The 25,252-nt window shown below is 31.7% G+C and carries 22 protein-coding genes; 7 read left to right on the top strand and 15 right to left on the bottom strand.

Annotated elements, in window-relative coordinates:
• Positions 1-41 precede the first annotated feature (41 nt).
• The 3 genes from BTM19_RS06265 to BTM19_RS06255 form a co-directional block, all read right to left on the bottom strand.
• Positions 42-1,811 (bottom strand): ABC transporter ATP-binding protein, encoded by a 1,770-nt coding sequence (locus BTM19_RS06265; RefSeq protein ID WP_029378246.1) that lies wholly within the window; start codon positions 1,809-1,811, stop codon positions 42-44.
• A complete protein-coding gene (locus BTM19_RS06260) occupies positions 1,804-3,585 on the bottom strand; it encodes an ABC transporter ATP-binding protein (protein WP_029378245.1) in 1,782 nt (593 codons plus the stop codon). The genes BTM19_RS06265 and BTM19_RS06260 overlap by 8 nt, the downstream gene beginning before the upstream one ends.
• A gap of 212 nt (positions 3,586-3,797) precedes the next feature.
• The gene (locus tag BTM19_RS06255) at positions 3,798-4,343 is read right to left on the bottom strand and encodes a tubby C-terminal domain-like protein (protein ID WP_029378244.1); all 546 of its coding nucleotides are present in this window, start codon (positions 4,341-4,343) and stop codon (positions 3,798-3,800) included.
• Positions 4,344-4,520: 177 nt separating this feature from the next.
• Here BTM19_RS06255 and BTM19_RS06250 point away from each other — a divergent pair, with 177 nt between their 5' ends.
• Positions 4,521-5,330 carry a VOC family protein gene (locus tag BTM19_RS06250; protein WP_029378243.1) on the top strand — a complete coding sequence of 270 codons (810 nt, stop codon included), beginning with the start codon at positions 4,521-4,523 and terminating at the stop codon, positions 5,328-5,330.
• A gap of 68 nt (positions 5,331-5,398) precedes the next feature.
• Here BTM19_RS06250 and BTM19_RS06245 read toward each other — a convergent pair whose 3' ends face one another.
• The 5 genes from BTM19_RS06245 to BTM19_RS06225 form a co-directional block, all read right to left on the bottom strand.
• The gene (locus tag BTM19_RS06245; RefSeq protein ID WP_029378242.1) at positions 5,399-6,058 is read right to left on the bottom strand and encodes an NAD(P)H-dependent oxidoreductase; all 660 of its coding nucleotides are present in this window, start codon (positions 6,056-6,058) and stop codon (positions 5,399-5,401) included.
• A gap of 115 nt (positions 6,059-6,173) precedes the next feature.
• Positions 6,174-6,980: a Cof-type HAD-IIB family hydrolase gene (locus tag BTM19_RS06240; RefSeq protein WP_029378241.1), complete on the bottom strand. Its 807-nt coding sequence runs from the start codon at positions 6,978-6,980 to the stop codon at positions 6,174-6,176.
• A gap of 242 nt (positions 6,981-7,222) precedes the next feature.
• Complete coding sequence (locus BTM19_RS06235) at positions 7,223-7,747, bottom strand: NAD(P)H-dependent oxidoreductase (RefSeq protein ID WP_029378240.1); 525 nt, start codon at positions 7,745-7,747, stop codon at positions 7,223-7,225.
• A gap of 109 nt (positions 7,748-7,856) precedes the next feature.
• Positions 7,857-9,392, bottom strand: a complete 1,536-nt coding sequence (locus BTM19_RS06230; RefSeq protein WP_029378239.1) for a sodium:solute symporter family protein — start codon at positions 9,390-9,392, stop codon at positions 7,857-7,859.
• Positions 9,393-9,417: 25 nt separating this feature from the next.
• A complete protein-coding gene (locus BTM19_RS06225) occupies positions 9,418-10,299 on the bottom strand; it encodes an N-acetylneuraminate lyase (RefSeq protein ID WP_029378238.1) in 882 nt (293 codons plus the stop codon).
• Between the two features lie 254 nt (positions 10,300-10,553).
• Here BTM19_RS06225 and BTM19_RS06220 point away from each other — a divergent pair, with 254 nt between their 5' ends.
• Positions 10,554-11,429, top strand: a complete 876-nt coding sequence (locus BTM19_RS06220) for an ROK family protein (protein WP_029378237.1) — start codon at positions 10,554-10,556, stop codon at positions 11,427-11,429.
• Between the two features lie 176 nt (positions 11,430-11,605).
• Here BTM19_RS06220 and BTM19_RS06215 read toward each other — a convergent pair whose 3' ends face one another.
• Positions 11,606-12,403 carry a MurR/RpiR family transcriptional regulator gene (locus tag BTM19_RS06215; RefSeq protein ID WP_029378236.1) on the bottom strand — a complete coding sequence of 266 codons (798 nt, stop codon included), beginning with the start codon at positions 12,401-12,403 and terminating at the stop codon, positions 11,606-11,608.
• Between the two features lie 165 nt (positions 12,404-12,568).
• Here BTM19_RS06215 and BTM19_RS06210 point away from each other — a divergent pair, with 165 nt between their 5' ends.
• Positions 12,569-13,237, top strand: a complete 669-nt coding sequence (locus BTM19_RS06210) for an N-acetylmannosamine-6-phosphate 2-epimerase (protein ID WP_029378235.1) — start codon at positions 12,569-12,571, stop codon at positions 13,235-13,237.
• A 55-nt stretch (positions 13,238-13,292) separates the two neighbouring features.
• Here the strand turns inward: BTM19_RS06210 and srtA are convergent, their stop codons facing one another.
• Positions 13,293-13,892, bottom strand: coding sequence for a class A sortase SrtA (srtA, locus tag BTM19_RS06205; RefSeq protein WP_029378234.1), 600 nt, complete (start codon positions 13,890-13,892; stop codon positions 13,293-13,295).
• A 203-nt stretch (positions 13,893-14,095) separates the two neighbouring features.
• Here srtA and BTM19_RS06200 point away from each other — a divergent pair, with 203 nt between their 5' ends.
• Both BTM19_RS06200 and BTM19_RS06195 read left to right on the top strand, forming a co-directional pair.
• A complete protein-coding gene (locus tag BTM19_RS06200; RefSeq protein WP_029378233.1) occupies positions 14,096-14,596 on the top strand; it encodes a GNAT family N-acetyltransferase in 501 nt (166 codons plus the stop codon).
• A 190-nt stretch (positions 14,597-14,786) separates the two neighbouring features.
• Complete coding sequence (locus tag BTM19_RS06195; protein ID WP_029378232.1) at positions 14,787-15,956, top strand: ArgE/DapE family deacylase; 1,170 nt, start codon at positions 14,787-14,789, stop codon at positions 15,954-15,956.
• Between the two features lie 163 nt (positions 15,957-16,119).
• Here the strand turns inward: BTM19_RS06195 and BTM19_RS06190 are convergent, their stop codons facing one another.
• Positions 16,120-16,797 carry a haloacid dehalogenase type II gene (locus tag BTM19_RS06190; RefSeq protein WP_029378231.1) on the bottom strand — a complete coding sequence of 226 codons (678 nt, stop codon included), beginning with the start codon at positions 16,795-16,797 and terminating at the stop codon, positions 16,120-16,122.
• Between the two features lie 270 nt (positions 16,798-17,067).
• Here BTM19_RS06190 and BTM19_RS06185 point away from each other — a divergent pair, with 270 nt between their 5' ends.
• Positions 17,068-17,331: a hypothetical protein gene (locus tag BTM19_RS06185; RefSeq protein WP_029378230.1), complete on the top strand. Its 264-nt coding sequence runs from the start codon at positions 17,068-17,070 to the stop codon at positions 17,329-17,331.
• A gap of 729 nt (positions 17,332-18,060) precedes the next feature.
• Positions 18,061-20,145, top strand: coding sequence for a helix-turn-helix domain-containing protein (locus BTM19_RS06180; protein WP_225489469.1), 2,085 nt, complete (start codon positions 18,061-18,063; stop codon positions 20,143-20,145).
• A 75-nt stretch (positions 20,146-20,220) separates the two neighbouring features.
• On the opposite strand, the gene BTM19_RS06175 is transcribed toward BTM19_RS06180, so the two are convergent.
• The 4 genes from BTM19_RS06175 to BTM19_RS06160 form a co-directional block, all read right to left on the bottom strand.
• Positions 20,221-21,678: an ABC transporter ATP-binding protein gene (locus BTM19_RS06175; protein WP_058626031.1), complete on the bottom strand. Its 1,458-nt coding sequence runs from the start codon at positions 21,676-21,678 to the stop codon at positions 20,221-20,223.
• 9 nt (positions 21,679-21,687) lie between these two features.
• A complete protein-coding gene (locus tag BTM19_RS06170) occupies positions 21,688-22,407 on the bottom strand; it encodes an energy-coupling factor transporter transmembrane component T (RefSeq protein WP_029378227.1) in 720 nt (239 codons plus the stop codon).
• 1 nt (position 22,408) lies between these two features.
• Positions 22,409-22,993 (bottom strand): MptD family putative ECF transporter S component, encoded by a 585-nt coding sequence (locus BTM19_RS06165; RefSeq protein WP_029378226.1) that lies wholly within the window; start codon positions 22,991-22,993, stop codon positions 22,409-22,411.
• A gap of 488 nt (positions 22,994-23,481) precedes the next feature.
• Complete coding sequence (locus tag BTM19_RS06160) at positions 23,482-25,206, bottom strand: glycosyltransferase family 2 protein (protein WP_099265791.1); 1,725 nt, start codon at positions 25,204-25,206, stop codon at positions 23,482-23,484.
• Between the last annotated feature and the right edge of the window lie 46 nt (positions 25,207-25,252).

Below are 25,252 nucleotides of genomic sequence, written 5' to 3'. Positions count from 1 at the left end.
ATGTTAAATATAAATATACTACTATCTTCTAGAACAAAGCGTTAACCATTTTGAAGTAAATACATATTATGATATATCCCTTTTTGCGTAATTAATTGTTCATGCGTACCACGTTCAACTATCTCTCCCCGATTCAAAACAAAGATTTGATCTGCATCTTGAATTGTAGACAAACGATGAGCTATCGCTAACGTCGTGCGACCTTTACGCATTTCATTTAATGACTGTTGTATCTGCTCTTCAGTCTCAGAATCAATATTGGCAGTTGCTTCGTCTAAAATCAAAATCTTAGGGTCCGTAGCAATTGTTCTAGCAAATGCAATTAACTGTCTTTGACCACTTGAAAAAGCACTACCTTTTTCAATTACTTTGTGCTGATATTGTTCAGGTAGTTGCTCAATAAAGCGATGAGCATAAACAAATTCTGCCGCTGCCTTCACTTGTTCATACGTCATTGTAGGATGATATAATTTTATATTAGACGCTATAGATCCATAAAAGATAAATGCATCCTGTAATACTAAGCCAACCTTTTCTTTTAATTCTGATTTAGGTATTGTCTTGAGAGAATGTCCATCTATCTTAATATCTCCTCGTTGATATTCATAAAACCTCATAAATAAATTGATGATTGAACTTTTACCAGATCCCGTATGTCCAACAAGTGCTATCATTTCTCCAGGATTTGCAGTAAAATTAATATCTTTTAGTACATCTGTCTTACCATCATAACTAAAACTAATATTTTCAAACTCTATTTTCCCTGAATTTATGTGATTTGATTCAATTTCATTTTGTTGTGGTTCATAAGTGTCGTCATCGATTAACGTAAAAACTCTACTGGCCGATACAAGTGCTTGCTGTAAAACATTTAGGTTTTGGCTAACTTGATTAATTGGTTCAAAAAAGCGTTCCATGTATTGAATAAATGCAAAAACTACACCTGCTGTCACGCCAGTGGTAAAACTAATTACACCGAAATAACCAAGAATCATTACAATAGCAAAGATTGAGATAGAACTAATAGCCGGTCTTAACAGTAAACTATCTAGTTTCACTGTTTTCAACATATAATGATAATGTTCATCATTAATCTCATTGAACTCTTTGTTTAATCGTCTTTCTTGATTAAAAGCTTGTATAATTTTCATGCCTTCAATTGACTCTGCTAATTTTGAATTTAAATCAGATAAACGCTGTCTTGATTTTGAAAATAAATACGCTGAATACTTACGATAAGTAGACAAAATAACAAAAATAATCGGCAAAAAGACAAGCGCTATTAAAGCTAATTTGATGTCTAATACAAACATCATGATATAACTAGATATCATCAAAAATAATGCCATAATAAAAGTTGAGAACACTCCCACAATCATGTCTACAATTGTTTCCGTATCATTTGTTAGTCGTGAGACAATACTACCACTCGGTACCTCATCAAAATACTTCATGCCTAATTTCCCTAGTTTATTAAAAGCATCAATCCTCAATTGTTGTATCACTTTAAATGCTAAATATTGAAAGAGATATTGGCTAAAATAAAGTGTTAACGCCCCAATTATTTGTACACTTAAGAAAATCACAATGAGCCAAATCATAGCACTCCTCGGAAAGTCTTGTGGCATTAAATAATCATCAATAAATATTTTTACCATATAGGGCGTCATCATGCTGGCAACAGTTGATATAATCAATGTTAAGAATGCTAAGACAATAATCCACTTATAGGGTAATGTGTATTTAAATAACCTTATTATCACACTTCCTTGGTCTTTAGCCGTTAAGTTAGCGTGTTCATATTCAGTCATCTTCACCATCCCCTTTCGTAAGATTGTCTAAGTTTCTCGACAACTTGGCTTGTAACGCTTGTGCTTGATAAGTTTCATAATACCAGCCACGTTGTTGCATTAATGATTCATGATGACCACGTTCAATTATTTCCCCTTCATCCATAACAATAATAAGATCAGCATGTTTCACGGCACTCATACGATGCGCTGTTATGATATTAGTTTTATTCTTTCTCAAACGTTCCAAGTTACCTAATATCACCTCTTCAGTTTGTGCATCAACAGCAGATAATGAATCATCCAATATCAGTACTTCAGGATTTAATAATAAAGCTCTTGCTATAGAAACACGTTGCTTCTGTCCACCTGATAATGATACGCCTCGCTCGCCTACAACGGTTTGGTAACCATTAGTAAAATTCATAATATCATCATGTATATGACTCAACCTACTTACTTCATATATTTGCTCATCTTCTATATTCTCATTACTAAACGCTATATTATTTCGAATCGTAGTAGAAAATAGGAAGTGTTCTTGCGGCACATAACCAAATTGCTCCCTTAATAACTCAACTTTATAGTCACGCAACGGATAACCACCATATGTTATATCTTGTGCATTTTTGGTATCAAACTCTCTCAACAATAGTCTTATCAATGTACTCTTACCAGAACCTGTACGACCAACAATACCTACGGTTGTGCCTTGTTTGATTGTAAAATTAATATCATATACCCCTCGCTTATCATTACCCGGGAAATTAAAATGATCGATATTTAATTGAATATCACCTCGAGGACTTTTATCAATTTTATATTGTGTATCGATGCCATTAGGTAAGTTTCCGATTTCCTCTATACGTTCATAAGAAGCTTTTGCTCTTTGCACAATGTTAAAAAATAATCCCAATGCCAATAACGGCCAGACTAACATTCCTAAATACGTCGTAAACGTAATGAGTTGTCCTAATGTTATCTCTTCATGAAAGACCATTTTTGCTCCAAACACGATAGATAAAAAGTAACTCATACCAATGACTAACGTAATTGTTGGATCAAATAATGCGTCTATTTTAGATACTTTAAGGTTTTTATCAACTACATCATCACTTAAATCTTTAAAGTCCGCTTGGTCACTGGATTCATAGCCAAATGTTTTAGTAACTTTAATACCTGCAACACTTTCTTGTGTTTTATCATTTAATTTACTAAAAGCAGCTTGAGCCTTTTTAAATCCTTTACTTAAAAGCGATCCATAAAAGCTTGTTAATAACACCATAAATGGTAAGGGTATCAAGGCAATCAATGTAAGTTTCCAACTTACTGTTGTAGCCATCGTTAAAATCACGGTCCCCCCTGTTATCAATGAATCCGCAATCATAAGAATCCCAGCGCCTGCAGCATTTTGTACGGCACGGATATCATTTGTGGCATGAGCCATTAAATCTCCTGTACGTCTATTTTGAAAGAATATAGCACTCATATCTGTATACTTTTTGAAAAGATATGTCCTTAATATTTGTCCTAGTTTTTGACTCGTTCCAAATATGGATAACCTCCATACATATCTAAGTACATAAGTTAATATGGCAACTACAACTAATATAACTAAATAAACGATTAATAACTTAGCTGTTAATTGATTTGTTGTCATTTGATCTATCGCTCGCCCTATAATTTGTGGTGGCACGATTTCAATTAGTGCAATTAAAAATAATGTCCCTAACCCAATGATATAGCTTAATTTCTGCTGTTTAAAAAACCATCCCAATTTCCAAAATACTTTCATTTCATCACCCCCAATGAAGTTTTTTATCTATGTCCTTATATCTTACCATATGTCAATAAAATAGATATTTTACACACTAATCTCGCTTACAATTCCATAAAAAATTAGAAACCTAAAATCTAGCGCTTTTACATAGATTTCAGGTTTCAGTCTTCTGTTATTAAGTTCAAGTTGAAAGTACATCATTTACACTAAATCCAATTTCGTTAAAGTTAATTTGAATTTCTTCTTTGTTGTTCTTGAAATTCATAAAAAACTTGAAATAGCATAATAAGCATTGCTGGATTATATGTTTTAGTTTCAATATACAAATCATGTCTCGAAGCTAATTTGAACCTTTCTGATTTAGTTTGCATCAACTCGTTATTGCCATCAGATACTTTAACACTTCTTGAAAAGAATCCTGATTGGAATTTTAATATATCTCCTTTATCACCTTCGAACTGCATAGAAGGTTTTAATCCCATTTTAGAGCGGAATATTCCAATTTTTTTACCATTCTTTTCTACTTGCCAAACTGTTTTAAATGGTGTTTTAATCGCACCACTAAACGTTCTTTCTTGTAAAATCCGAAAGGTATCATGGCCATCTGTCATTTCAAAATTTTGTTTATTGTTCCCAAATAATGCCATCGCTTCTTGTCCCATAGAGCTATAAAATAATTGTAATTCAAAAGCTACTTCCCCATTATCATCGTATATATCTATTTTAGACTTTGAAGCATTAAAAAAGTTTTCTTTGAAATAATAGTGTGTCATATTTAACAGTCCTATCTATGTATTTTTCGTCATAACGTTATACCCTATTTAATACCATATATACTAATTAAAAAAGTATCATCATTATAAGCTCATTCCATTGACCAGGTATACTTTTTATACTAAAGTAATGCTTGTAATCATAAAAAATACAAGTAAGCTATAAGGAGTTTGACAATGTCTTTTCATGATAATCAATCCATTCAAGTCACTAGTATCACTTTAAATGTTGCTGATTTAGCAAAAATGACAACTTTCTACACACAAATTTTAGGCTTATCTATAAAGTCAGAGTCTAATAGAGACGTTACTTTCAATATAGGAAGTGGCGGACATACCTTAACTTTACAAGAAGTCAAAGATGGTAGACGTCCTTCTATAAGAGAATCTGGGCTATTTCATATCGCTTTGTTACTGCCTAATAGACAAGATTTAGGTAACTTTTTATATCATGCCGCAAGTTTAGGCGTACAAATTGGTGGTGGAGACCACCTTGTAAGTGAAGCGTTGTATTTCGATGACCCTGAAGGTAATGGCATTGAGATTTATGCTGATCGCCCTAAAGAGAATTGGCTATGGGAAGATAATAAAGTCAATATGGATACACTGGCAGTAGATGTCGATGACTTAGTGGCACAACGTAGTAAAGCTGGTTGGCAAGACATGCCTGACGGTGCGAAAATTGGCCACTTACATTTGAAAGCAGCCAATTTAGAGACATCACAAGATTTTTATTTAAATAAGCTAGGGCTTGAGCATATCTCTGATTTTCCTCAAGCACTTTTCATGTCTACGAATTATTACCATCATCACATCGCTATTAACACATGGCAATCCAATATCGTACGCCAAGACAATGACAGCAGCCTTGGTTTAGCAAAAGTGTCAATTTACAAACCAAATGCAGATAGAGCACACTTTGAGGGGCCAGAGGGTTTTGAAATTATCATACACAGCGATGAAAGCTTTGTAGCAGATAAAATTTAAATTACTTTGGTAACAGATAAGGAGTAGAACAGTAATTCAAAATTACTGTCCTACTCCTTATTTATTAATTATTCTAACCATTCAACGACATCAGTTTGTGGTTGACGTACTTTAGCTTTAGGCTCAGTTTCTCTATATCCAAAAGCTACCATAACAGAAGGGGCAAAATTTTCAGAATCAACAATACCTTTTTCTGATAAATACGCTGTGACAGCATCTAAATCAAATCCTTCAATTGGACAAGAATCTATATTAAGTAATGCCGCACTTGTCATCATATTACCAAGAGCAATATAAGTTTGCTTTCTCGCCCAATCTAGTAATGACTGTGGCGTATCATTTATATGAAAACCAGTTTGGAAATCATCAAATTTTTGTTCTGTAGCAGGAATACTCTCTTCACTATATTGTTTAATATTTCGTATCATGTGTTGCACATATGGTGATTGTGAAGTCACATTTTTACGCGCTAAAATCAAAACAAAATGACTTGCCGTATCTAATTGACCTTGTGCTCCCCAACTAATTTTTTTAAGTTCATCCCTTATTTCACGGTTTTGAACTACTACAAATTTCCACGGTTCTAATCCTAGTGAGCTCGGAGACAATCTCCCCGTTTCTAAAATGGTATTAAAATCACTATCTGAAATTTTTTTATTAGCATCAAAACGTTTTGTTGCATGTCTAAAATTAAAAGCATTTAGCAGCGTTTGTTGCATTTGATCCATAACTTTTATACCCTACCTTTCAATTTAAGTACTTTTTAGTATAGTCAAATTTCATATCTTATTAAAACGATATGTTTATAAAATTCACAACAAGTTACGAAAGCTTCATCCATCCTTAATTTAATGACTGAAGTACTTTTTCCTCAATCGTTGTTAACACGCCCTGTTCATCATGAGACGGCGCTACATAATTAGCTATTTTAAATAATGTTTCATCTTCACTATTTGCCATGACATAACTATGTTTGGCTAATTGCAACATGTCTAAATCATTATTAGCATCACCAAAAGCCATCAAATCTTCTGCAGCTAATTGCCAATGCTTTAAAAGTCTTTCTAAAGCACTGCCTTTAGTCATGCCTGGAATAATTAAATCTATACTATCACGGCCACTAGACACTAACTTTAAATTTTCGTTGAATCTTATACTTAAATCTTCATCTAGTGTAGGGTGAGATTCTCTATTAATGTTAAGTGCAATTTTCACATATTCATCTTCTGGTAAATCTTGAAAAGTATCTATCTCTTTTAGTTCGCGATAGTAGAAGTGAGCGTCTTTTTTAAAGGCATCTGTATTATCTTTTAAAATATAAGCACTATTTAGACCACATACAATTAAATTATCAATTTCACGTTCAATATTTAAATAGTCAATCATTTCTTGGTAAAAATCTCTATCAAACGCTTGATAGTCGTATAAAGTATTCCCTTCATAAATGACAGCACCGTTTTCAGCTACAAAGAACATATCACGTTCGCCAAATATAGATTTTAATTTTGCATATTGATTACCACTTGCTGCTATAAATTTAATATTTTGAGCTTTAAGTTGCTGAAATATCATATCAAATCTATGCTCGTCATACGTCTTGTTTGAATTTAAAAATGTACCATCCATATCAACTGCAATTGCTTTTATCATATTGTCCCCTCAAATCTTCCAATTTATATGTACGCCCTTTCATTATATCGGCAATATTCATTGTTTCAAAGTAAACCTATGTACTTTATAAATATTAGTAATGTAATTAAAATAATTCATTCAAATTCAACAATGTCCTTATAGTTTTTGCTTACGTCATATTATTTATAAACTTATAAATTTAGTTACTATTAAAATCAAATTTGAGCCTACGACATGTTTTAGTCGCAGGCTCAATTATTTTATATTTGTTTAATGAATTCTAAATATGATTGTGTGTTTTCTGCTAATTGACTCGGTGTAATCGTAAATGCACTATATAATTTATGTGCCCCTACATAATTTGCTTTTACAAAACGTGTTGTCGCAATCATCGGACTAACTAACTCATCTATTGTAAACTGAACGTTACCTTCAAGAGTATAAGCTTCAGGTACACTTCCGATAGATATCGCTAATCCAATTTTCTTTCCTTCTAACGCATTTCCTTGTGAACCATATGCCCAGCCATGAGTAAACACTTCATCTAAATATTGCTTTAATAATGGTGGACAGTTGTACCAATATAGCGGATATTGAAAAATAATATGATCATGTGCTTCAAGCAATTTTTGTTCCTTTCCAATATCAATCTGACCATGAGGGTATTCTGGATAAATTTCGTGAACAGTTACCAATTCCTCATGTTGAGACAATTCATCTCTCCATGCCTTATTAACAGTTGAATTGTTAATGTCTGGATGCGCAACTACAACTAGTGTAGACATAAGTTCATTCCTCGCTTCATTACTAATTTAATAGCTTTATATTAAACTTCCCTCGTTTAAAAAGAAACTGATATGCCTAAGAAAATAACTCATCCACCGTGACATTAAACTATTTTTCTTTTTTGTCATGAATCTTCGCAATATAATTGGTGCTTTCTTTAATATCAAATATCGTTAAGCCTTTAATGTCTTTTTGTTTACCAGGTATAATGATACTAATAATGTAAGAACAAATAAATGCAACACCAAATGAAATAATCGATACAAAGAATGGTGAGTTGCCACCACCCATACCATTAAAGATATATGCAAAAATAATTCCCAATATTAATCCCGCTATAACACCAAATGTATTTGTTCTTCTTGTAAAGATCCCTACAGCAAACACACCTGCTAATGGCACGCCCACAAGGCCTGTAATTAATAAGAATAAATCCCATAGATCATTTGAATCAGAAGCTATTAAATAAATAGACATGCCAAATCCAAATAATCCTGAAATAATAATTATCCCTCTCGCAGTTCTTACTTCATCTTTTTCTGCGCCTTTACCAAAGAATCTATGTTTGATATCTACCGATAAACAAGCTGAAATTGAGTTTAAACTTGATGAAATTGTAGACTGTGCTGCAGCAAATATCGCTGCAATTAATAGACCAGCAATAAATGGTGGCATTTCAGTAAGAATAAAATACGGAACGATTGAAGATGTATTAAATCCTTCAGGTAATGAACTTTCATGGTTATAGAAAGAATATAACATGGTTCCCATACCATAAAATAAAGGTGCTGATATTAATGCTAATGCCCCATTCATCCATAATGATTTTTTCGTTTCCTTCATAGATTCAGATGCCTGATAACGTTGCACAACATCCTGGCTCGCTGTGTACTGATGTAAATTATTGAAAATATTACCAAGAAAAATAATTGGAATTGCTGCCGCTGCACTGTTAAGTTTCCAATTATCTACGCTAATGAACTTTTTATGTTCAAGTGCATCGGATACAACCGTACCTATGCCACCTTGAATATGCATGACGCCTAAGATAATAATAGCTGCTGCGCCACCTAACAAAATGACCCCTTGGATAAAATCACTCCATACAACTCCTTCAAAACCACCCAAGAATGTATATAATATACATAAAATACCTACTAAACTTGCAACGACATATGGATTTAAATCAGATACTGCTGTAATTGCAAGCGTCGGTAAATAAATAACAATAGCTACTCTTCCTAAATGAAAGAATACAAAAAGTAATGACCCAATAACACGGACACTAGGTCCAAATCTCGCTTCTAAATATTCATATGCCGATGTCACTTTTAACTTTTTGAAGAATGGTACATAGAAATAAATGAGTACTGGAATAATAGCGACAATTGCTATATTACCTGCTATATATGACCAGTCAGTCAAAAATGCCTTTTCAGGTGTAGACATAAACGTAATCGCACTTAATGTTGTAGCATAAATAGAAAAGCCTACTGCCCAAGACGGTAATCTACCACTTGCAGTAAAAAAACTATCTGTATTTTGACTCGCGCGTTTCGTAAAATAAGCTCCAATTAATAACATAACGACAAGGTAAGCAATAACTGCTACCCAGTTCCAAGCACCAAACCCTACTTGCTGCATTTACTTCAACCCCTAACGTGATGTCTTATAAGTTATAGTCTTTGATTAACTTTGCTAATTTACTTCTGTTCTCTTCATTAAATGGTTTAAATGGACGTTTCGGTAAACCACCATCAATACCACGTGTTGTTAAAATTTCTTTTAATGTAGAATATATCCCCATAGATAGAACTGTTTCAATAATGTCATTTGTATCATGCTGAATTTGATAAGCCTCATCAATTTGACCACATTGGGCTTTTTCAAATATTTGTCTTGCACGTTTACCATTTACGTTATACGTAGAACCGATGGCTCCATCTACACCTGAAATCGCAGCCTGTACAAGCATTTCATCAAATCCAGAAAGTATTAATTTATCAGGAAAAGCTTTACGTATACGTTCTAATAAGAAGAAGTTTGGAGCAGTGTATTTAACACCAATTACTTGTTCATGATTAAAGAGTTCAGCAAATTGTTCAATAGAAATATTGACACCTGTAAGGTCAGGAATTGCATAAATAATCAAGTTATTTTGTGTCGCTTCAATTAGCTCAAAATAGTAATCTTTGATTTCTTCGAAGGTAAATGGATAATAAAATGGTGTCACCGCAGAAATAGCATCATAACCTAGTTGTGTAGCGTATTTCCCTAATTCAATTGCTTCATTTAAATCTAAGGATCCTACTTGTGCAATCATTGTTACATCGTCATTAACCGCTTCTTTAGCAACTTTGAATACTTGCTTCTTTTGCTCCTTGCTTAGTAAAAAGTTTTCTCCTGAACTACCGTTCACATATAAACCATCTAAACCCTCAGTTTCAATTGCATTCTTAGCAATTTGTTTTAGGCCATCTTCTTTCACTTCACCATGTTCATCAAACGGAACTAATAATGCTGCATATAATCCTTTAAATTTCTCTTCCATAAATTTCCCTCCATCTTATGTTCATATATTTTTTAATCCTTAAAATTACAATTAATTTTAATTAAGGATATAAAGCTTTTCTATTTACAGTTCAAATTGTAAACGCTACCATTAATAGTAGCAATAGCATTTTGAAAATATTCATCACTTATAATGAATATTGATGAAAATATTTTTCACGATTATTATAACTACACTTTTAAATTAAAAAATGATACACATTAATGTAAGTATACTGAATGGAGGTATGAATTATGACTAATTATAAAGTAGCAATTGATATCGGAGGTACTGATATTAAAGCGGCTGTACTAGATGAAAATTTAAATTTCATAAATTATCAAAGAATACCTACACCAAATAACATCAATGAATTTATTGCTGATGCAATCTTTGAGCTTGTGTCTCATTTTAAAGAAACTTATATGATACATCCTCTGCAAGTGGGCATTTCTAGTGCGGGTGTCATCAATGAAGAAGAAGGATCTGTGGTTTATGCGGGGCCTACGATTCCAAACTTTATTGGCACAAACTTTCATAAATTACTTTCACCATTAAATGCAGAAGTAAAAGTGTTTAATGATGTGAATGCGGCGTTATTAGGGGAGCTTACTTTACATGATTATGAAGCAGATAATATTTTTTGCCTTACATTGGGGACAGGTATAGGAGGAGCTTTTTATAATAAAGTTGGTCATTTATACAATGGTGAGCGAAATAGAGCCAACGAGATCGGTTATTTATTATACAAACAACATGATAGATTAACGTTTGAGCAACGTGCTTCAACTAATGCGTTAAAGTTTCTAATGAAAACACATGCATTAGCTTATTCAGACGATGTACCCAAACTATTTGAATTAGCTGAGCAACAAGATGCATTAGCAATCTCCATTCTAGATAGGTGGAGTACGCATGTCGCAGAAGGCATTGCACAAATTCAAATCGTTTACGATCCAGGGTTAATTTTAATTGGTGGCGGTATATCTTCTCAAGGCGAGAAATTACTAAAATATATCACGCCTAAACTCGAAGAATTCTTACCGTCCAATTATGGTCACGCTCCAGTACAAACTACTCAAACCCAAAATCACGCCTCGTTATATGGCGCAATATCTAGATTTTTATAATCATCATTCTAAATTTGATTGTGGATGCGAAACAAGTCTAAATTTCATTTCCAATTGAAGTTAACGTTTCGCATCCATAATTTTCATGAGTACTAATAGGTACAAGTACGCTTTCAATCCATGTTTATGTACATTCTTACTTTACGGAACACTTATTAAAGTTACATAGTTGAAAGCTACTCATTTAATATAATTTTTTTTGTATGCTGATAGACATTTTGCATATAATCATCATCTAATAGCAAATAACTTACAATATCAATTAAGAAAAGCGTTGCTATTTGTGTATTAATAAATCTTGTATCATTTATTCTAGACTGATCTGTCGTAATTAATACTAAATCTGCACATTGTGTTAACGCACTACCCTCGTAATTTGTAATTGCGACAACAAATGCCCCACGTTCATGAGCTACTTCTGCTGCTGCAATAAGTTCAGTAGTTTCCCCACTATTTGAAATAGCTACAAATGTATCAGAGGCCGTTAATAGCGATGCAAAAATTTTCATTTGATGTGCATCTGTTGATACATTCCCTTTTAATCCCATACGCATCATACGATAATAAAATTCAGTCGCGGATAAGCCAGAACTCCCTAGTCCTGCATAAATAATTTGTCGACTACGCATAATTTGATTTACCAGCCTTTGAATTTTTTCATCCGAAATAAACTCGCCTGTCTGTTGAATAATATCTTGATGATACTTATGAATACGTTGGATAAGTGGACTATTTTCTATAACATTGTCTGTCATTTCTTGTTGTAAATTAAACTTCAAGTCTTGGAAGTTATCATAATCTAATTTATTACTAAAGCGCGTAATAGTTGCTGGTGACGTACCTATAGCATGCGCCAATGAATTAATCGTCGAAAAAGCATCATCAAATTGATTACTTTGAATGTATTCAACTATTTGTTTGTCTGTTTTCGTAAATAAGTGACGATAGCGTTGTACACGGTTTTCAAATTTCATCTAGATCCTCCTCTTCAATCTATGAATATAATCTCAGTATAAATGAAAATATTTTTCATAACAATTAAATGTATTGATTATTATTTTCTCAATGTTATATTAAAATTACAAATCTAAAGGAGTTTAATGAATTATTAAATTTATCAAAGTTATGGAGTGTATATTATGTTACCACAAGGATTAATTGTGTCATGCCAAGCATTACCTGATGAACCGCTACACTCGTCATTTATCATGTCAAAAATGGCGTTAGCAGCTTATGAAGGCGGCGCTGTTGGTATTAGAGCAAATTCTAAAGAAGATATTATAGCGATTAAGCAAGAGATTAATATACCTGTAATTGGTATCGTCAAACGAGATTACGATTATTCTGATGTATTCATTACTGCAACCAGTAAAGAAATTGATGAATTAATTGAAAGTCAATGTGAAGTCATTGCTTTAGATGCTACCAAACAAACACGTCCTAAAGAATCATTAAAATCGCTTGTATCCTATGTTCGAGAAAAAGCACCTCATATTGAAATTATGGCAGACATTTCAACACTAGATGAAGCAATTAATGCTGATAAACTTGGTTTTGATTATATTGGCACTACTTTACACGGTTATACGTCATATACTAAAGGTCATATTTTATATGAAAATAACTTCCAATTTCTAAAAGATGTATTGGCACATGTCGATGCGAAAGTCATAGCTGAAGGCAATGTCGTCACTCCTGAAATGTTTAAAACTGTGACAGATTTAGGTGTACATTGTACTGTTGTTGGTGGTGCCATTACACGCCCTAAGGATATTACCAAACGATTTATTAACGTTTTAAACACATGAAATTAAAGTAGCTGAGACATTATTGATGAATGTCTCAGCTACTTTAATTTTATTATTATACCGCTTCAGCAATAAATATTTTACGGTCTTCCCATTGATTCGTTTGTTCGTTATAGTTGTCACACGTTATTAATGTAAGCTGCTGTTTAGCCGATTGTTGTTCTTCAAGCACTTCTACGTCTTCTGGTTTTACGTCAAAGATTTTAACAATTCTATACTCATTTTTCTTATTTCCTGTTTTAAAATACACTTTACTGCCTACTTTTGCCTCTGGTAAGTTTGAAAATTGATAATCTGAACCTCCTGTATAGGTATGGCCAGCAATCGAGATGTTTTGATCTTCTAATGATTCATCAGCCTCAGCAAAGCTGACCCCTCTATTGAGTTGTTCCGGTGTAGCAGGTCCTGGATAGACTGGCGTTTTAATATCTGCATCTGGTATTGATAAATAGCCAGCCATTTTCGTTTTATCTTTAGGAATTTCAACTTCTTGATTTTTATTTTTCAAAGTATCTTTATCATAAGTTTCTATCTTTGTTGCATCATCTTTCTTTGTTAAATAATCATCGATATGTGGTTTCGCAAAAAGGTAAATCGCCGCTAAAATAAGTAATATACCTACCACAGTAATCAGGTGATTAGTCCATTTCTTCATCTTTTTTGTTTCTCCTTTTGAGCAATTTCATATTTAAAAGTCGTATCAAGTATAGCACAATTCATTAATTATATTTATTAATATAAAATCATTAAAAGCATGTATATATCCACGTTAATTTTCATAACAAAAAATTGCACCTTGCATAAAATAAGTGTTAAATAAACATATGACATAATATAAAAGATCGTGGGGGGATTTTTATGATAAGACAAGCAGTTAAATCAGATTTACCAAATATATTAGACATTTACAATGATGCCATTTTAAATACCACAGCCGTATATACTTACAATCCGCAGACACTTGAATCGCGCGAGGCTTGGTTTGAAAATAAATCAAAGAATAACGAGCCTATTTTAGTTTATGTGGAACATGACGAAGCTATTGCCTTTGCAACTTATGGTTCATTTAGGGACTGGCCAGCTTACCAATATTCTATTGAACACTCAATTTATGTAAGTAAGTATCACAGAGGAAATGGCATCGCTTCGAAATTATTACTTGAAATCATCCATCATGCACAAAGAAGTGGCTATAAAACATTAGTTGCTGGTATAGATGCTACAAATGATTACAGTATTTATTTACATAAAAAATTCAATTTCACACATTCAGGTACAATACAACAAGTAGGTTATAAATTCGATAAATGGCTAGATCTTGCATTTTACCAATTAGATTTAAATAATTTTGACAAATAATATATAACTAAAACATGTTTTTCAAAAATCAATACTTCTATAATTTCAAACTGAAATTAGGAACGAGATTTAAACATAATTTCTTCGTATAGATTTCGTTCTCTTAGCCGTAAATTATTAATTTGTTTTGTTATTAAGACTTAGTGGTATTAATTATAATGTATTGATTAATTTTGAAGGAAGTGTTTATATGGCAGTATTTTCAAAAGATGAACGTGTGAAAATATTATCAGATGTTATTGAAATTCAGTCTGTAAATGAAAAAGAACTTGATGTTGCTCATTATTTGCAACAGCTTTTTAAAAAACATGATATTCATACAGAAATTCTAACGTTGGATGGTGAATCTTCCCGTGCTAACCTTATTGCAGAAATCGGAAACGGTAAACCTGTAGTTGGCGTTTCAGGACATATGGATGTCGTAACAACTGGTGATAGCGATAAATGGCATTATGATCCTTTCAAATTAACTGAAGATGATCAAGGAAGATTACACGGCCGTGGTTCAGCAGACATGAAATCCGGACTTGTAGCGTTAGCAATTAGTTTAATTGAAATTAAAGAAGCAGGTCTATTGAAGCAGGGGTCTATTCGCTTTATGGCTACAGCTGGTGAAGAAGTCACAAGTAATGGTGCCGCCTTGTTACATGAAAAAGGCTACATGGACGATATAGACGCATTATTAATTACAGAACCATCTCAAGATGGCATTGTCTATACACACAAAGGTACGATGGACATACAAGTTACTTCTAAAGGGAAATCGTCACATAGTTCCATGCCAGAGCTAGGCTTTAATGCAATTAATCCTTTAGTTGATTTCATTCATTATTTAAATAAAGAATATAACAAAGTGGACGCAAGTAGTGAGTTATTAGGCACTCCTACGATGAATTCAACAATTATAAATGGCGGAGACCAAGTTAACTCTATTCCTGAATACGCTGAGTCACTATTTAATATGCGTACAATTCCACAATTTGATAATAAAAAATTCGAAGAACTATTCAATCGTATTAAAGAAAAAATTGAAAAAGAAAGTAACGGAGACATTACTGTAAATCCTTATGTTAATCGTGACCCTGTTTACACTACAGGCGATAACTCATTTTTAAAATTGGCTAAATCTTTAGGCGACGAATATTTCAACAGAAATTTAGAAGTAACTTCTTCTACTGCAACTACAGATGCTTCTTATTTAATGAAAGACAAAAATGAAGACTTCTCATTTGTCATGTATGGTCCAGGTGAAACAGGACAGGCGCACCAAGTCGATGAATACGTATATAAAGATGTATATCTTACATTCATTGATTTGTACATTCAATTATTAACAGAGCATCTAAATCAATCTAAATAATGTTTGAGTTCAAATTTATTAAACACGAAACATTATTAGTATTACAATCTACTTAGCCTTGTTCGGGGCGGGAAAACGAATCATAAATTTTGATTACGTCTTCCCGCCCCTATTTTTATAAAAGTCAGTTGTACTTTTAAGTACTTATTTAACTATTAAAGTCTTATCTTTTATTCATTTCTAACCATTTAACCATTTCATTTAAATTATTTACTGTCATAGTTGGAGATTGTCCGTTATAGTCAAAATGTGATTTACTACGATTTACCCATACTGTATCAAATCCAAAATTAGCTGCACCTGAAACATCCCATGCATTTGAGGAAACAAATAAAATATCTTCACGCGCCATTTGATAATATTTCAGTATTAAGGAATAGCTAGCAGGACTAGGCTTATATTGCTTTATCTCATTAACACTGATAACCGTATTTATATACTTATTAATTTCGGAATTGTCGACTAAAGGCATTAACATATTGTCATTAGCATTTGATAATACACCAACTTCTAAGTTTTTCGAATTTAACTCCGAAAGCACTTTTGGAATTTCTTTAAAATAATCTAAATCTAAAAATGCTTCAAAGAGTTGATTTACATCTTCTCTATTGTATTGAATCTCATGAACATCTAATACATACCGCAGTGATTCTTTAGTCAATTCATCAAAAGGAATATATCTTTGCATCACTTGTCTTAAAAACATATGCTCTAACTGAGTTTTACGCCAAAGTTGCGAAATGGATTTTGCTTCTACTTCGTTGAATTGATCCATATCGTTTTTTAGCGATTTCATATCAAATATTGTACCGTAAACATCAAAAATAATAGCTTTATACATATATAACCTCCCTTTCTTGATAAAAATCAGACTTACCTACTGTTTAGCACGTTTAGACTAAGTTGAAACAGTTTTAACTTAATTTCAATTAATATTTAATAATTAATTTTACTTTTCCTATTTATTTTATAAACTTTTGCGTCTACTAAAGACAAAATATGAAAATAACAAATCATTCGACAAACTATTATTTAAAAGTAAAATTACAAAAACTTAAGATTAATTACTTCCAAATGGGATATAGAGAACTAAGGGAGGAGGCTGGTTGTGATGCGAAAATTATTTTTTGTTGATTTGTTAAACCTATTTCTTATTGCAGTAGGTTACATGTTACTAATCACATTAGTTTTATTTTCATTTGATTTATTTGAAATCGAAACAACCGGTTCACTATTTTTAAATACACTAAGTAGTGCAACAGTTGTTAGTCTATTTAGCAACGAGATATTTAACGGTTTATTTACTTTGTTTTTCTTTATCTCTGTATTAATATTTTTATACAAAGCAATCGATCTTTATAAACAAAACAGATAGCTTACTTTGACTAGTACGTCTCTAAATAATAAATTGGTAGCAGTATCTAATTATGTTCAATTATTTTCAACTACTTCTATTCAAAAACTATTTAATTTTATATTGCAAGGTTTTGATTTTGTTTATATAATATTAATATAGAATGTCTAATATATCATAAGGTAGTAACGTGCCATTTATCATCATAGTTATATTCCATTCCCAGAATTAGACTTTATGCACCCATTTTAAGACATGATATATCACAACATTCTAATCAAGTAGATTATTGCTACTTGAAAAAATAAGATCTAAAGTTACTTTCAGGCAGTAGCTTTAGATCTTATTCATATTCTGCCTTCTTATCAACTTTAGTGAAGTTATTATTTTATCCCCTTCTTTTTAACCTTTATCCCCCTAGTTTAATTATGAAATTCAAACCTTTTTACTAAAAGCATAACAATTTAACATCCTTTGTGATCGTATTACTCTCTTTACAAAATATTTTTTTTACTCACTTTTATAAACTTTCATACTCTGTTATATAGCATATATCAATATAACTATTTATTTTTTTACTATATCACTAAAATTTTATTAACAAATATACCCTTAGCTTCTTTTCACAATGACATTTTATTAATCTAAGCATTCATTTTATTAATGTTATTAGTTGTCTACCTTTTTTAAAGTATAGAGTTGTACAATAGGCATACTACTACAAGGTAAAAGACTCATATCTAGATAAAGGTGATATTTTTGATTAGTACGCTATCTATTAGGAATCATTATACATCTGAATTAACAAGATGCATCAATGAAATTGTTATACTGCTCCCATTAAACAAACCCTGTAAGATCAATTTAAATGGAACAACTATTACAGTCACTGATGGCATAATTGTTAATAATGCAGATTTATATCAAATGTTAGATGTTCAAGAGCTATTAGAGTTAAAAATCCCTTTACCACTTTTTATTGAAAAAGATACCAATATTTCAAAATCATATTTCGATTTTAACCGTATTCAATTTGTAGAACAATTTAGGAACTTAGTTCTAGAAAGCATACACCAGCCCATCCAAGATGAGTTCAGTATGAATATGTATATATCTAGTATTATTGAATTCTTATTAAGAGAAGCACGGGTAATGTTAAATAACATCTACATACCTTATTTAAATACTAAACACCCATTAGTAGGTCGTATTACGAAATACATTCACGAAAATATATGCGAGACATTAAACACAAAGCATTTATCTCAAACGTTTTATATTTCACAGTCGTATATATCCATACTATTTTCTAGTAATATCAACATAAATTTTAAACATTATACGACTTCATTAAGAGTTGCTTTATCCCTATATGACCTTATTCAAGATAATAAAAGTATCTATGAAGTCGCTATTAAATATCGCTTTTTGAATGTAACAACTTATTCTAAACATTTTAAATATTACATCCATATGCCACCTAAAAAGTATATTTTTTTATTTAAAAAGGGTCATTATAAATCGCCATATAAATTAGTTTCAAATAACGTAACTTCAAAGAATTACTTGAATAGCATCCAAGAACCAACTATGCACACAAATAACTCTGATTATTCATTAAACCTTTCAAAACTGTCATTTAATAATTGCTTCAAACCCATGACTACACTTATTCAATTAGATGATATATATACCTTGAATCATTTTTATGAATCTCATATAGTGGGCAATGATTCTACGACGATGTTTTCAAAAATAAACTTTTGTGTATTAGATACTCATTTGAAGCAATTAAATGCATTAAGTGCTCAACAAATCATACATACAATTAAACAATTAATGCTAAAGGGTCATCAGTTGACTATTAAAATAACTAACCTATCTTTACGTCAAACTCAAAAATTTTCAGTGGCTAAATTACTAACTGAATTAGCCACTAATTCAGCTCAAATAACATTACAATTCGAGTTTTCTTATAATGGTTTTAATGAGCTTTCAAATTTTATTGAAAAAGTCCATCTCAAGTACCCGCTTATTAAAATTGGTACGACGATTGATTGCATAATTAAAAGTAAAAATACTTTACCTCAAATGCTACATCATATCACTTCGATTAAAGCAGATTTTTACTATATTGATTTAGATTTGAATAGATTTTATAGATTAATGGCACCTAAGCTAGTAAAGTCACAAAAAAACTATAATTTAAAACAAGTACTCTTAATATTTATTAGCCAATTAGGTATTGAGCATGCAAATAAATTAATTTTAACTCATTTGACTCATAAATCCTTACAAGATTACTACAACACATCTAGCCAACAGACACACATTTTATTAACGCGTTTTTTAGTTGAATTAAATCAAAGTATCTGTGGTTTGGGTTACCCTTACTATACCGACGATAATGATAGAATTATGCTGTTTAATAAGTTTCATTGTCCAATGCCGATTGTTCATATTTATAGCTTTTTAAAGGTTTTTTTCAAACAACAAGTCGCCTTACTGCCTAACGCAATTATATGTAAAACAAATTGCCATTATCATATTTTATTATTTAGTAACATAGAAAAAACGTCTTGTATCGTTAAAGTAAATCATCATTTCATCAAATCATTTCCAGTGTTCTCAAGACTTTTAAATAAAGATCATGGAATGATTACAAATTTGATACCTTCAAATATAGATCAGAAACTTTTTGATTTAAGCTGTATAGAACAAATCAATAGCGCTAATTATCCACTATCGAAATTGAGTTTACATTACTATAAAGAACCTTTGATTTATAAACTATCTCAATCGTCTATTCAATATATTATGATCGCCATGAGTTAATAACAAAATAAGGCCAAAAACAAATTCACCATTTGTTTTTAGCCTTATTTTTAATTTGAACAATTACTGTAGTATTTAAATTTCAAAAAAGTTCTGTAACTTTCTTAAATGTTCATTATCCAATGGGTATTGATCTTTAATACATCCCTTTTCAAGATGTAATACTTCGTCTGCACATGCCATCAATAATTCATAATCATGTGTAATAACTAATACTGTGTGCCCTTGATTAGCTAAACGATTAAGGATTCCACTTATTTCACGCATACGTTGACCATCTAATCCACTAGAGGGTTCATCAAAAATAAGAACCTCTCGTTTAGTTTCTACAGCACTAGCAATAGCTAAGCGCTGCTTTTCTCCACCTGAAAGTGACAACGGGTGCCTATCAACATGTTTTGATATTCCATACTGTTCTAAGCGTGATTGAACCGATGCATCATTTAAGTTATTATTACTTAAACGTAATTCCTCAGCAACACTTTCAGCAAATAATTGATTATTCACATCTTGAAAAACCATATACACATGATCTAACCTTTGATTGCGTTTTAATATCCTATTATTTATATCGATATGTCCTTTAAATTTACGTTCTACACCGGTTAGACATCGAGCAAACGTCGATTTCCCGGAACCGTTAGAGCCTATAATAGCTGTTACTTTGCCTTGTGGTAGTTCGACTTTAGAAATATTAAGTGCATATGATTCCTTAGCTTTATAATTAAAAATAAAATTATGTAATGTTAATTTTTCTTCGCTATTGTTGTAATTTAAACCTTTAGGTTTCATATCATCTAAATGTATCAATCTTAATCCTAAAAGCGTTAAATTGTCATGCGTTAATGCGTTGAATGAGCCATTATCGTAAATTTCACCAATCTCACCATATTTCATCACTACAAAACGGTCGACGACATCTATCAAGTAATGCAAACGATGTTCAGCAATGATAATTGTTTTACCTTCACTTTTCCACTGCTCCAACAACTGACGTAATTTAGTGATTGTAGTAAAGTCCAAGTTAGATGAAGGCTCATCTAAAATGATAATTTCGTGTCCACTTACTTGTATTGCGGTACAAGCGATAAGTTGTTTCTCCCCACCGGACAGGTTGAATATATCTCTATCTAATAAATGGTTCACCTTCAGTACTTCAGCACTATGGTTAATATTAGCTTCGATACGTTGTGGATTAACACCGTAGTTTTCCGGTTCAAATGCTAACTCACTCGTTGTATTCAAACAAAAAAATTGTGAACGAGGATTTTGAAAAACTGAGCCACTTATCTTGGAAATCTCATAAATCGATTGCTGACGTATATCCTTTCCATTGACTTGAACAGTCCCCTCAATATTACCATGATATAGATGTGGTACAGTACCATTTAGAATGCGTGTCACTGTAGTTTTTCCACATCCTGATGCTCCTGTTAAACAAATAACCTCACCCCTATTAATAGTAAGATTAATATTATTTAGCACCTTTTCTCCATTTTCATAATTAAACGACATATCCTCAATTCGAATCATATTTTAACCTCACACTATATAATAAGTTACACATAAAATCAGTATCATGCTGATAAATAACCAATCTATCCAACGCATTTTTAGCATTACAATAGATGTTCTTTTATGTATTAAATTCAAACCACGGGTAATCGATGCAATAGTCAATTCATTCCCAATTTTTACGACGCTATTTAACAATGGAACAACACGGTATTCGAAATACTGCAGTGGTTTTTTAAACGCAAAACGCAATGAAATACCTCTCATCTTCATTGCATCTTTAATCGACGCTGATTCTGACTGAATCGTTGGTAAAAATCTAAACATTACAGCCAGAGGAATCGTAATTTTTCTTGGTATTTTCAGACTTTCTAAACCCTCAATAAGCTCTTCAACTTGAGTTGTCTTAAAAAGGTAATAACCCATTACGAGTGAAGGTAAAAAACGTGTAATTACGCCTGAAGGGACAAAGATGAGTAAAGTAGCTATTTGACTTTGATTAAATGTAACAAACGCTTCGCCATACCATGCGCTAATTGTAACAATGATGCATAGCCATCCAAGCAGATGTTTACCAATGAGTAGAACCAATAAAGATGGTATTAACATTACAAGTAGTCTTAAGAAAATTTCATTTCCTGTTACACCACCAGTTAATGAAATAAGTGAAACGATTATCATGACTCCTAGCTTCACTCTAGGATCTAAATTAAATATATGACTTTGATTTTTTACTTTGTTATTCATACTAAATCATACCTGCACGCTTAAAATGTTTCTTCAATATACCTTTAGCGATATAAACACCTATCAGCGCTCCAATAATTGTTGTAACAATTATGACAGGAATCATCTCGATTGAAAATAATGCAGCTACCGTAGCTTCGTACCCTGAACCGTATTTCTCTTGTATAAAGGCTAGATATGACTGTCTCATAAAATAAAATGGTAATAAATTGCCTATTGGCCAAAACGAGAAGATAATATAACCCACACCATTTAATTTCCAACTTTTATAATGACCTATCGCCATAATAGCGTCTGCTAATATAACAATTGGTACACTTAAAATTAATGCCATCCAAGGATGACCCATAATTGCTAATATCAAACTTACTACAATGCCACAAATCGATAGTGCGCCAAACTTTTGCGTTTTCGTAATAAGTAACATAATCGGTATACCACCTATCAAGCCTATCATAGCAGGAAGTAATAACATAAATATTGGGATTATGCCTAAAATACCTGGTGGTGCTATAAATATAAAATATATCGCCGTAAAGATACCTATATTTATTAAATCTTTAATATCTATTTTACTTTTTTTCATCAGTAACTCCCTCTTCACATAAAACTAAAATTGGGATGACTCAGAAAATTATATTTAAATAACCTCTTTTACCATCCCATGCCGTCACTAGAAAAAGAATACAAGAGCTAACTCACTTGCCATATCTCATTATGAAACTAAAATGTTAATATACAACTTAACTTATGCTTTATATCCCTATTAAAAATACGTTTATTTCAAAGATACTATAATTGAAAATTATTATCAATGACATCGGTTTATAGGTCTCTAATTGTTTATAAAGTATACAATAGATTATTGAACTTTCTATAACATCACACTTATATATAAAGCAAAATATAGCTCTGATTCTTAGTCATCACTGCTATATTAATATTAAGGGGTAGGATAGAAACCAAATTAGAAAATTGATTTCATATTCCTACCCACAAGGTAGCTCACTATAACGATAAACATTTATGATCTTAGCATTTATCGTTATATCGCTTTTTATTAAATTATACTGATTAATATCTTAAATTAAAATATTGTGATTCCAAAGTGAAATTATTTTTAAAATTTTTAGCTTTAATTTTATCGTTAAGCGCTATATTATAAGTCATTTTCTCTTCAGATTGATGAGCAGTCATGTAGCCATACATAAATGTATCTGGCAGTAATACAGTTGTTAAACCTTCGGACAAAATATAGTTAAATTCTAAACTACTAAGTTGAATCGTTTTACTATCTTTTATCGTAACTTCAATCATATTGTTTAATTGGTTTTGAGTTACATAAAATGATAGGTTGTCGAAATCTTTTGTGAAGTACGGAGTAAAACGGTAATAATTGTCATTTAGTAAAGCAATCGTACTCGTTTCTTTACCATATGGATACTTTAAGCGTTTACCGCCAATACGTTTTTCAACACTCATATTATCTACTCTCATCTCTAAAAACGCATCCCAAACTTTTTCTTTAATTAAATATGGCATAATATCCTTCATAGAAGCATTAAATTTAAAACGTGTTTGATCATTAATAGCTAAAGGTATATAAATCAATTCTTTTTTATTACGTGATACTAACTTTAGTTGTATCATAGAAGCCACATGATTAGGGTTGATGATTGAACTTAAAAATTCTAACTCCAATTCAAAACCTTGTTCATTAAATTTAAACTGCGTCATTCTTATATCAGGTTTCATTAATTTATTGAATATAAAGTAAGGTTCTTCACGATCAAATTGAATTTGCAGTACACCTTGTTGCGCACTGAAATTATAAAACTGACCATTATTAAAGCTTTCTTCAACAATTTGATAATGTTTCATATCTTTTTTGCGCGCATAATATAACAATGGTTTCAGTGAATCTCTCACGATATCATCTACTTCGGTAGGTACTTTTTGTATAAAGTCACCTAACGCATCCATCCAAGCTTCTTTTTTATCATCTGCTATTTTAAGTGAGAAATTATTTGTTCTTGAAAATGAAAAATGGCGATCTAAAAAATATCCTAATATTTCATGTCTATTCTCTAAATGGCTATTCAAAATTTCTTCTGTAATTAATCCCATAACTTTATAAAAATCTTTCGGCGACACATATGCCGAGCTCATATGTTCCCCTTCTCGCTTAGTAGCATAATAGTACGTTTTATCTGCCAATACAGCTATTTTCTTTGCGTTAACGTATGCTTTCATTGTAAACAGTTGATCCTCTGCACTACGTAAATCTTCTGGAAACTCAATATGATTATCTCGTAGTAATGATGTACGATAAAACTTAGTGGGGCTTAATGTATAAATAATACGTGAATTAGCTAATGTGACATCATCGTTTGTTTCTTTAAACATAGATTTGGGAACGCCACGACCATTTACACCCTCCATTTTAACTAGAACTACATCAGCTTGATTACCTTCAACAAATTTTGACACATCATTCAATGTATCTGGATGAATGTAATCATCTGAATCTACAAAGAACACATACTCTCCTTGAGCCATATTTAGAGCTGTATTCCTAGGCTTTCCAGGCCCACCCGAATTGGCTTCAAGTTGTTTTACAGTTAAATTCAATTTATTTTTATAAGACGCTACTACCTCTAAAGTGTTATCTGTAGAACAATCATCTATCAGTAGAACTTCAAAGTCTTTCTTATCATATTTTTGATTCTGTAAACTATTCAATAGTTCACCTACATACTTTTCAGAATTGTAACTTGGTACTATGATTGAAAATTTCATTGATTTATCCACCTTATAAAAATGAGCTGAAATACTAATAACACAT

This window comes from Staphylococcus xylosus (assembly GCF_002732165.1).
In the GTDB taxonomy this organism is placed as follows: Bacteria; Bacillota; Bacilli; order Staphylococcales; family Staphylococcaceae; genus Staphylococcus; species Staphylococcus xylosus.
The sequence above is the reverse complement of the archived record's forward strand: the minus strand, read 5'-3'. Positions and strand labels throughout refer to the sequence as shown.

Coding starts and splice junctions, on each gene's coding strand:
- BTM19_RS06265 (WP_029378246.1), bottom strand. CDS start 1,811: ATGACTGAATATGAACACGCTAACTTAACGGCTAAAGACCAAGGAAGT.
- BTM19_RS06260 (WP_029378245.1), bottom strand. CDS start 3,585: ATGAAAGTATTTTGGAAATTGGGATGGTTTTTTAAACAGCAGAAATTA.
- BTM19_RS06255 (WP_029378244.1), bottom strand. CDS start 4,343: ATGACACACTATTATTTCAAAGAAAACTTTTTTAATGCTTCAAAGTCT.
- BTM19_RS06250 (WP_029378243.1), top strand. CDS start 4,521: ATGTCTTTTCATGATAATCAATCCATTCAAGTCACTAGTATCACTTTA.
- BTM19_RS06245 (WP_029378242.1), bottom strand. CDS start 6,058: ATGGATCAAATGCAACAAACGCTGCTAAATGCTTTTAATTTTAGACAT.
- BTM19_RS06240 (WP_029378241.1), bottom strand. CDS start 6,980: ATGATAAAAGCAATTGCAGTTGATATGGATGGTACATTTTTAAATTCA.
- BTM19_RS06235 (WP_029378240.1), bottom strand. CDS start 7,747: ATGTCTACACTAGTTGTAGTTGCGCATCCAGACATTAACAATTCAACT.
- BTM19_RS06230 (WP_029378239.1), bottom strand. CDS start 9,392: ATGCAGCAAGTAGGGTTTGGTGCTTGGAACTGGGTAGCAGTTATTGCT.
- BTM19_RS06225 (WP_029378238.1), bottom strand. CDS start 10,299: ATGGAAGAGAAATTTAAAGGATTATATGCAGCATTATTAGTTCCGTTT.
- BTM19_RS06220 (WP_029378237.1), top strand. CDS start 10,554: ATGACTAATTATAAAGTAGCAATTGATATCGGAGGTACTGATATTAAA.
- BTM19_RS06215 (WP_029378236.1), bottom strand. CDS start 12,403: ATGAAATTTGAAAACCGTGTACAACGCTATCGTCACTTATTTACGAAA.
- BTM19_RS06210 (WP_029378235.1), top strand. CDS start 12,569: ATGTTACCACAAGGATTAATTGTGTCATGCCAAGCATTACCTGATGAA.
- srtA (WP_029378234.1), bottom strand. CDS start 13,892: ATGAAGAAATGGACTAATCACCTGATTACTGTGGTAGGTATATTACTT.
- BTM19_RS06200 (WP_029378233.1), top strand. CDS start 14,096: ATGATAAGACAAGCAGTTAAATCAGATTTACCAAATATATTAGACATT.
- BTM19_RS06195 (WP_029378232.1), top strand. CDS start 14,787: ATGGCAGTATTTTCAAAAGATGAACGTGTGAAAATATTATCAGATGTT.
- BTM19_RS06190 (WP_029378231.1), bottom strand. CDS start 16,797: ATGTATAAAGCTATTATTTTTGATGTTTACGGTACAATATTTGATATG.
- BTM19_RS06185 (WP_029378230.1), top strand. CDS start 17,068: ATGCGAAAATTATTTTTTGTTGATTTGTTAAACCTATTTCTTATTGCA.
- BTM19_RS06175 (WP_058626031.1), bottom strand. CDS start 21,678: ATGATTCGAATTGAGGATATGTCGTTTAATTATGAAAATGGAGAAAAG.
- BTM19_RS06170 (WP_029378227.1), bottom strand. CDS start 22,407: ATGAATAACAAAGTAAAAAATCAAAGTCATATATTTAATTTAGATCCT.
- BTM19_RS06165 (WP_029378226.1), bottom strand. CDS start 22,993: ATGAAAAAAAGTAAAATAGATATTAAAGATTTAATAAATATAGGTATC.
- BTM19_RS06160 (WP_099265791.1), bottom strand. CDS start 25,206: ATGAAATTTTCAATCATAGTACCAAGTTACAATTCTGAAAAGTATGTA.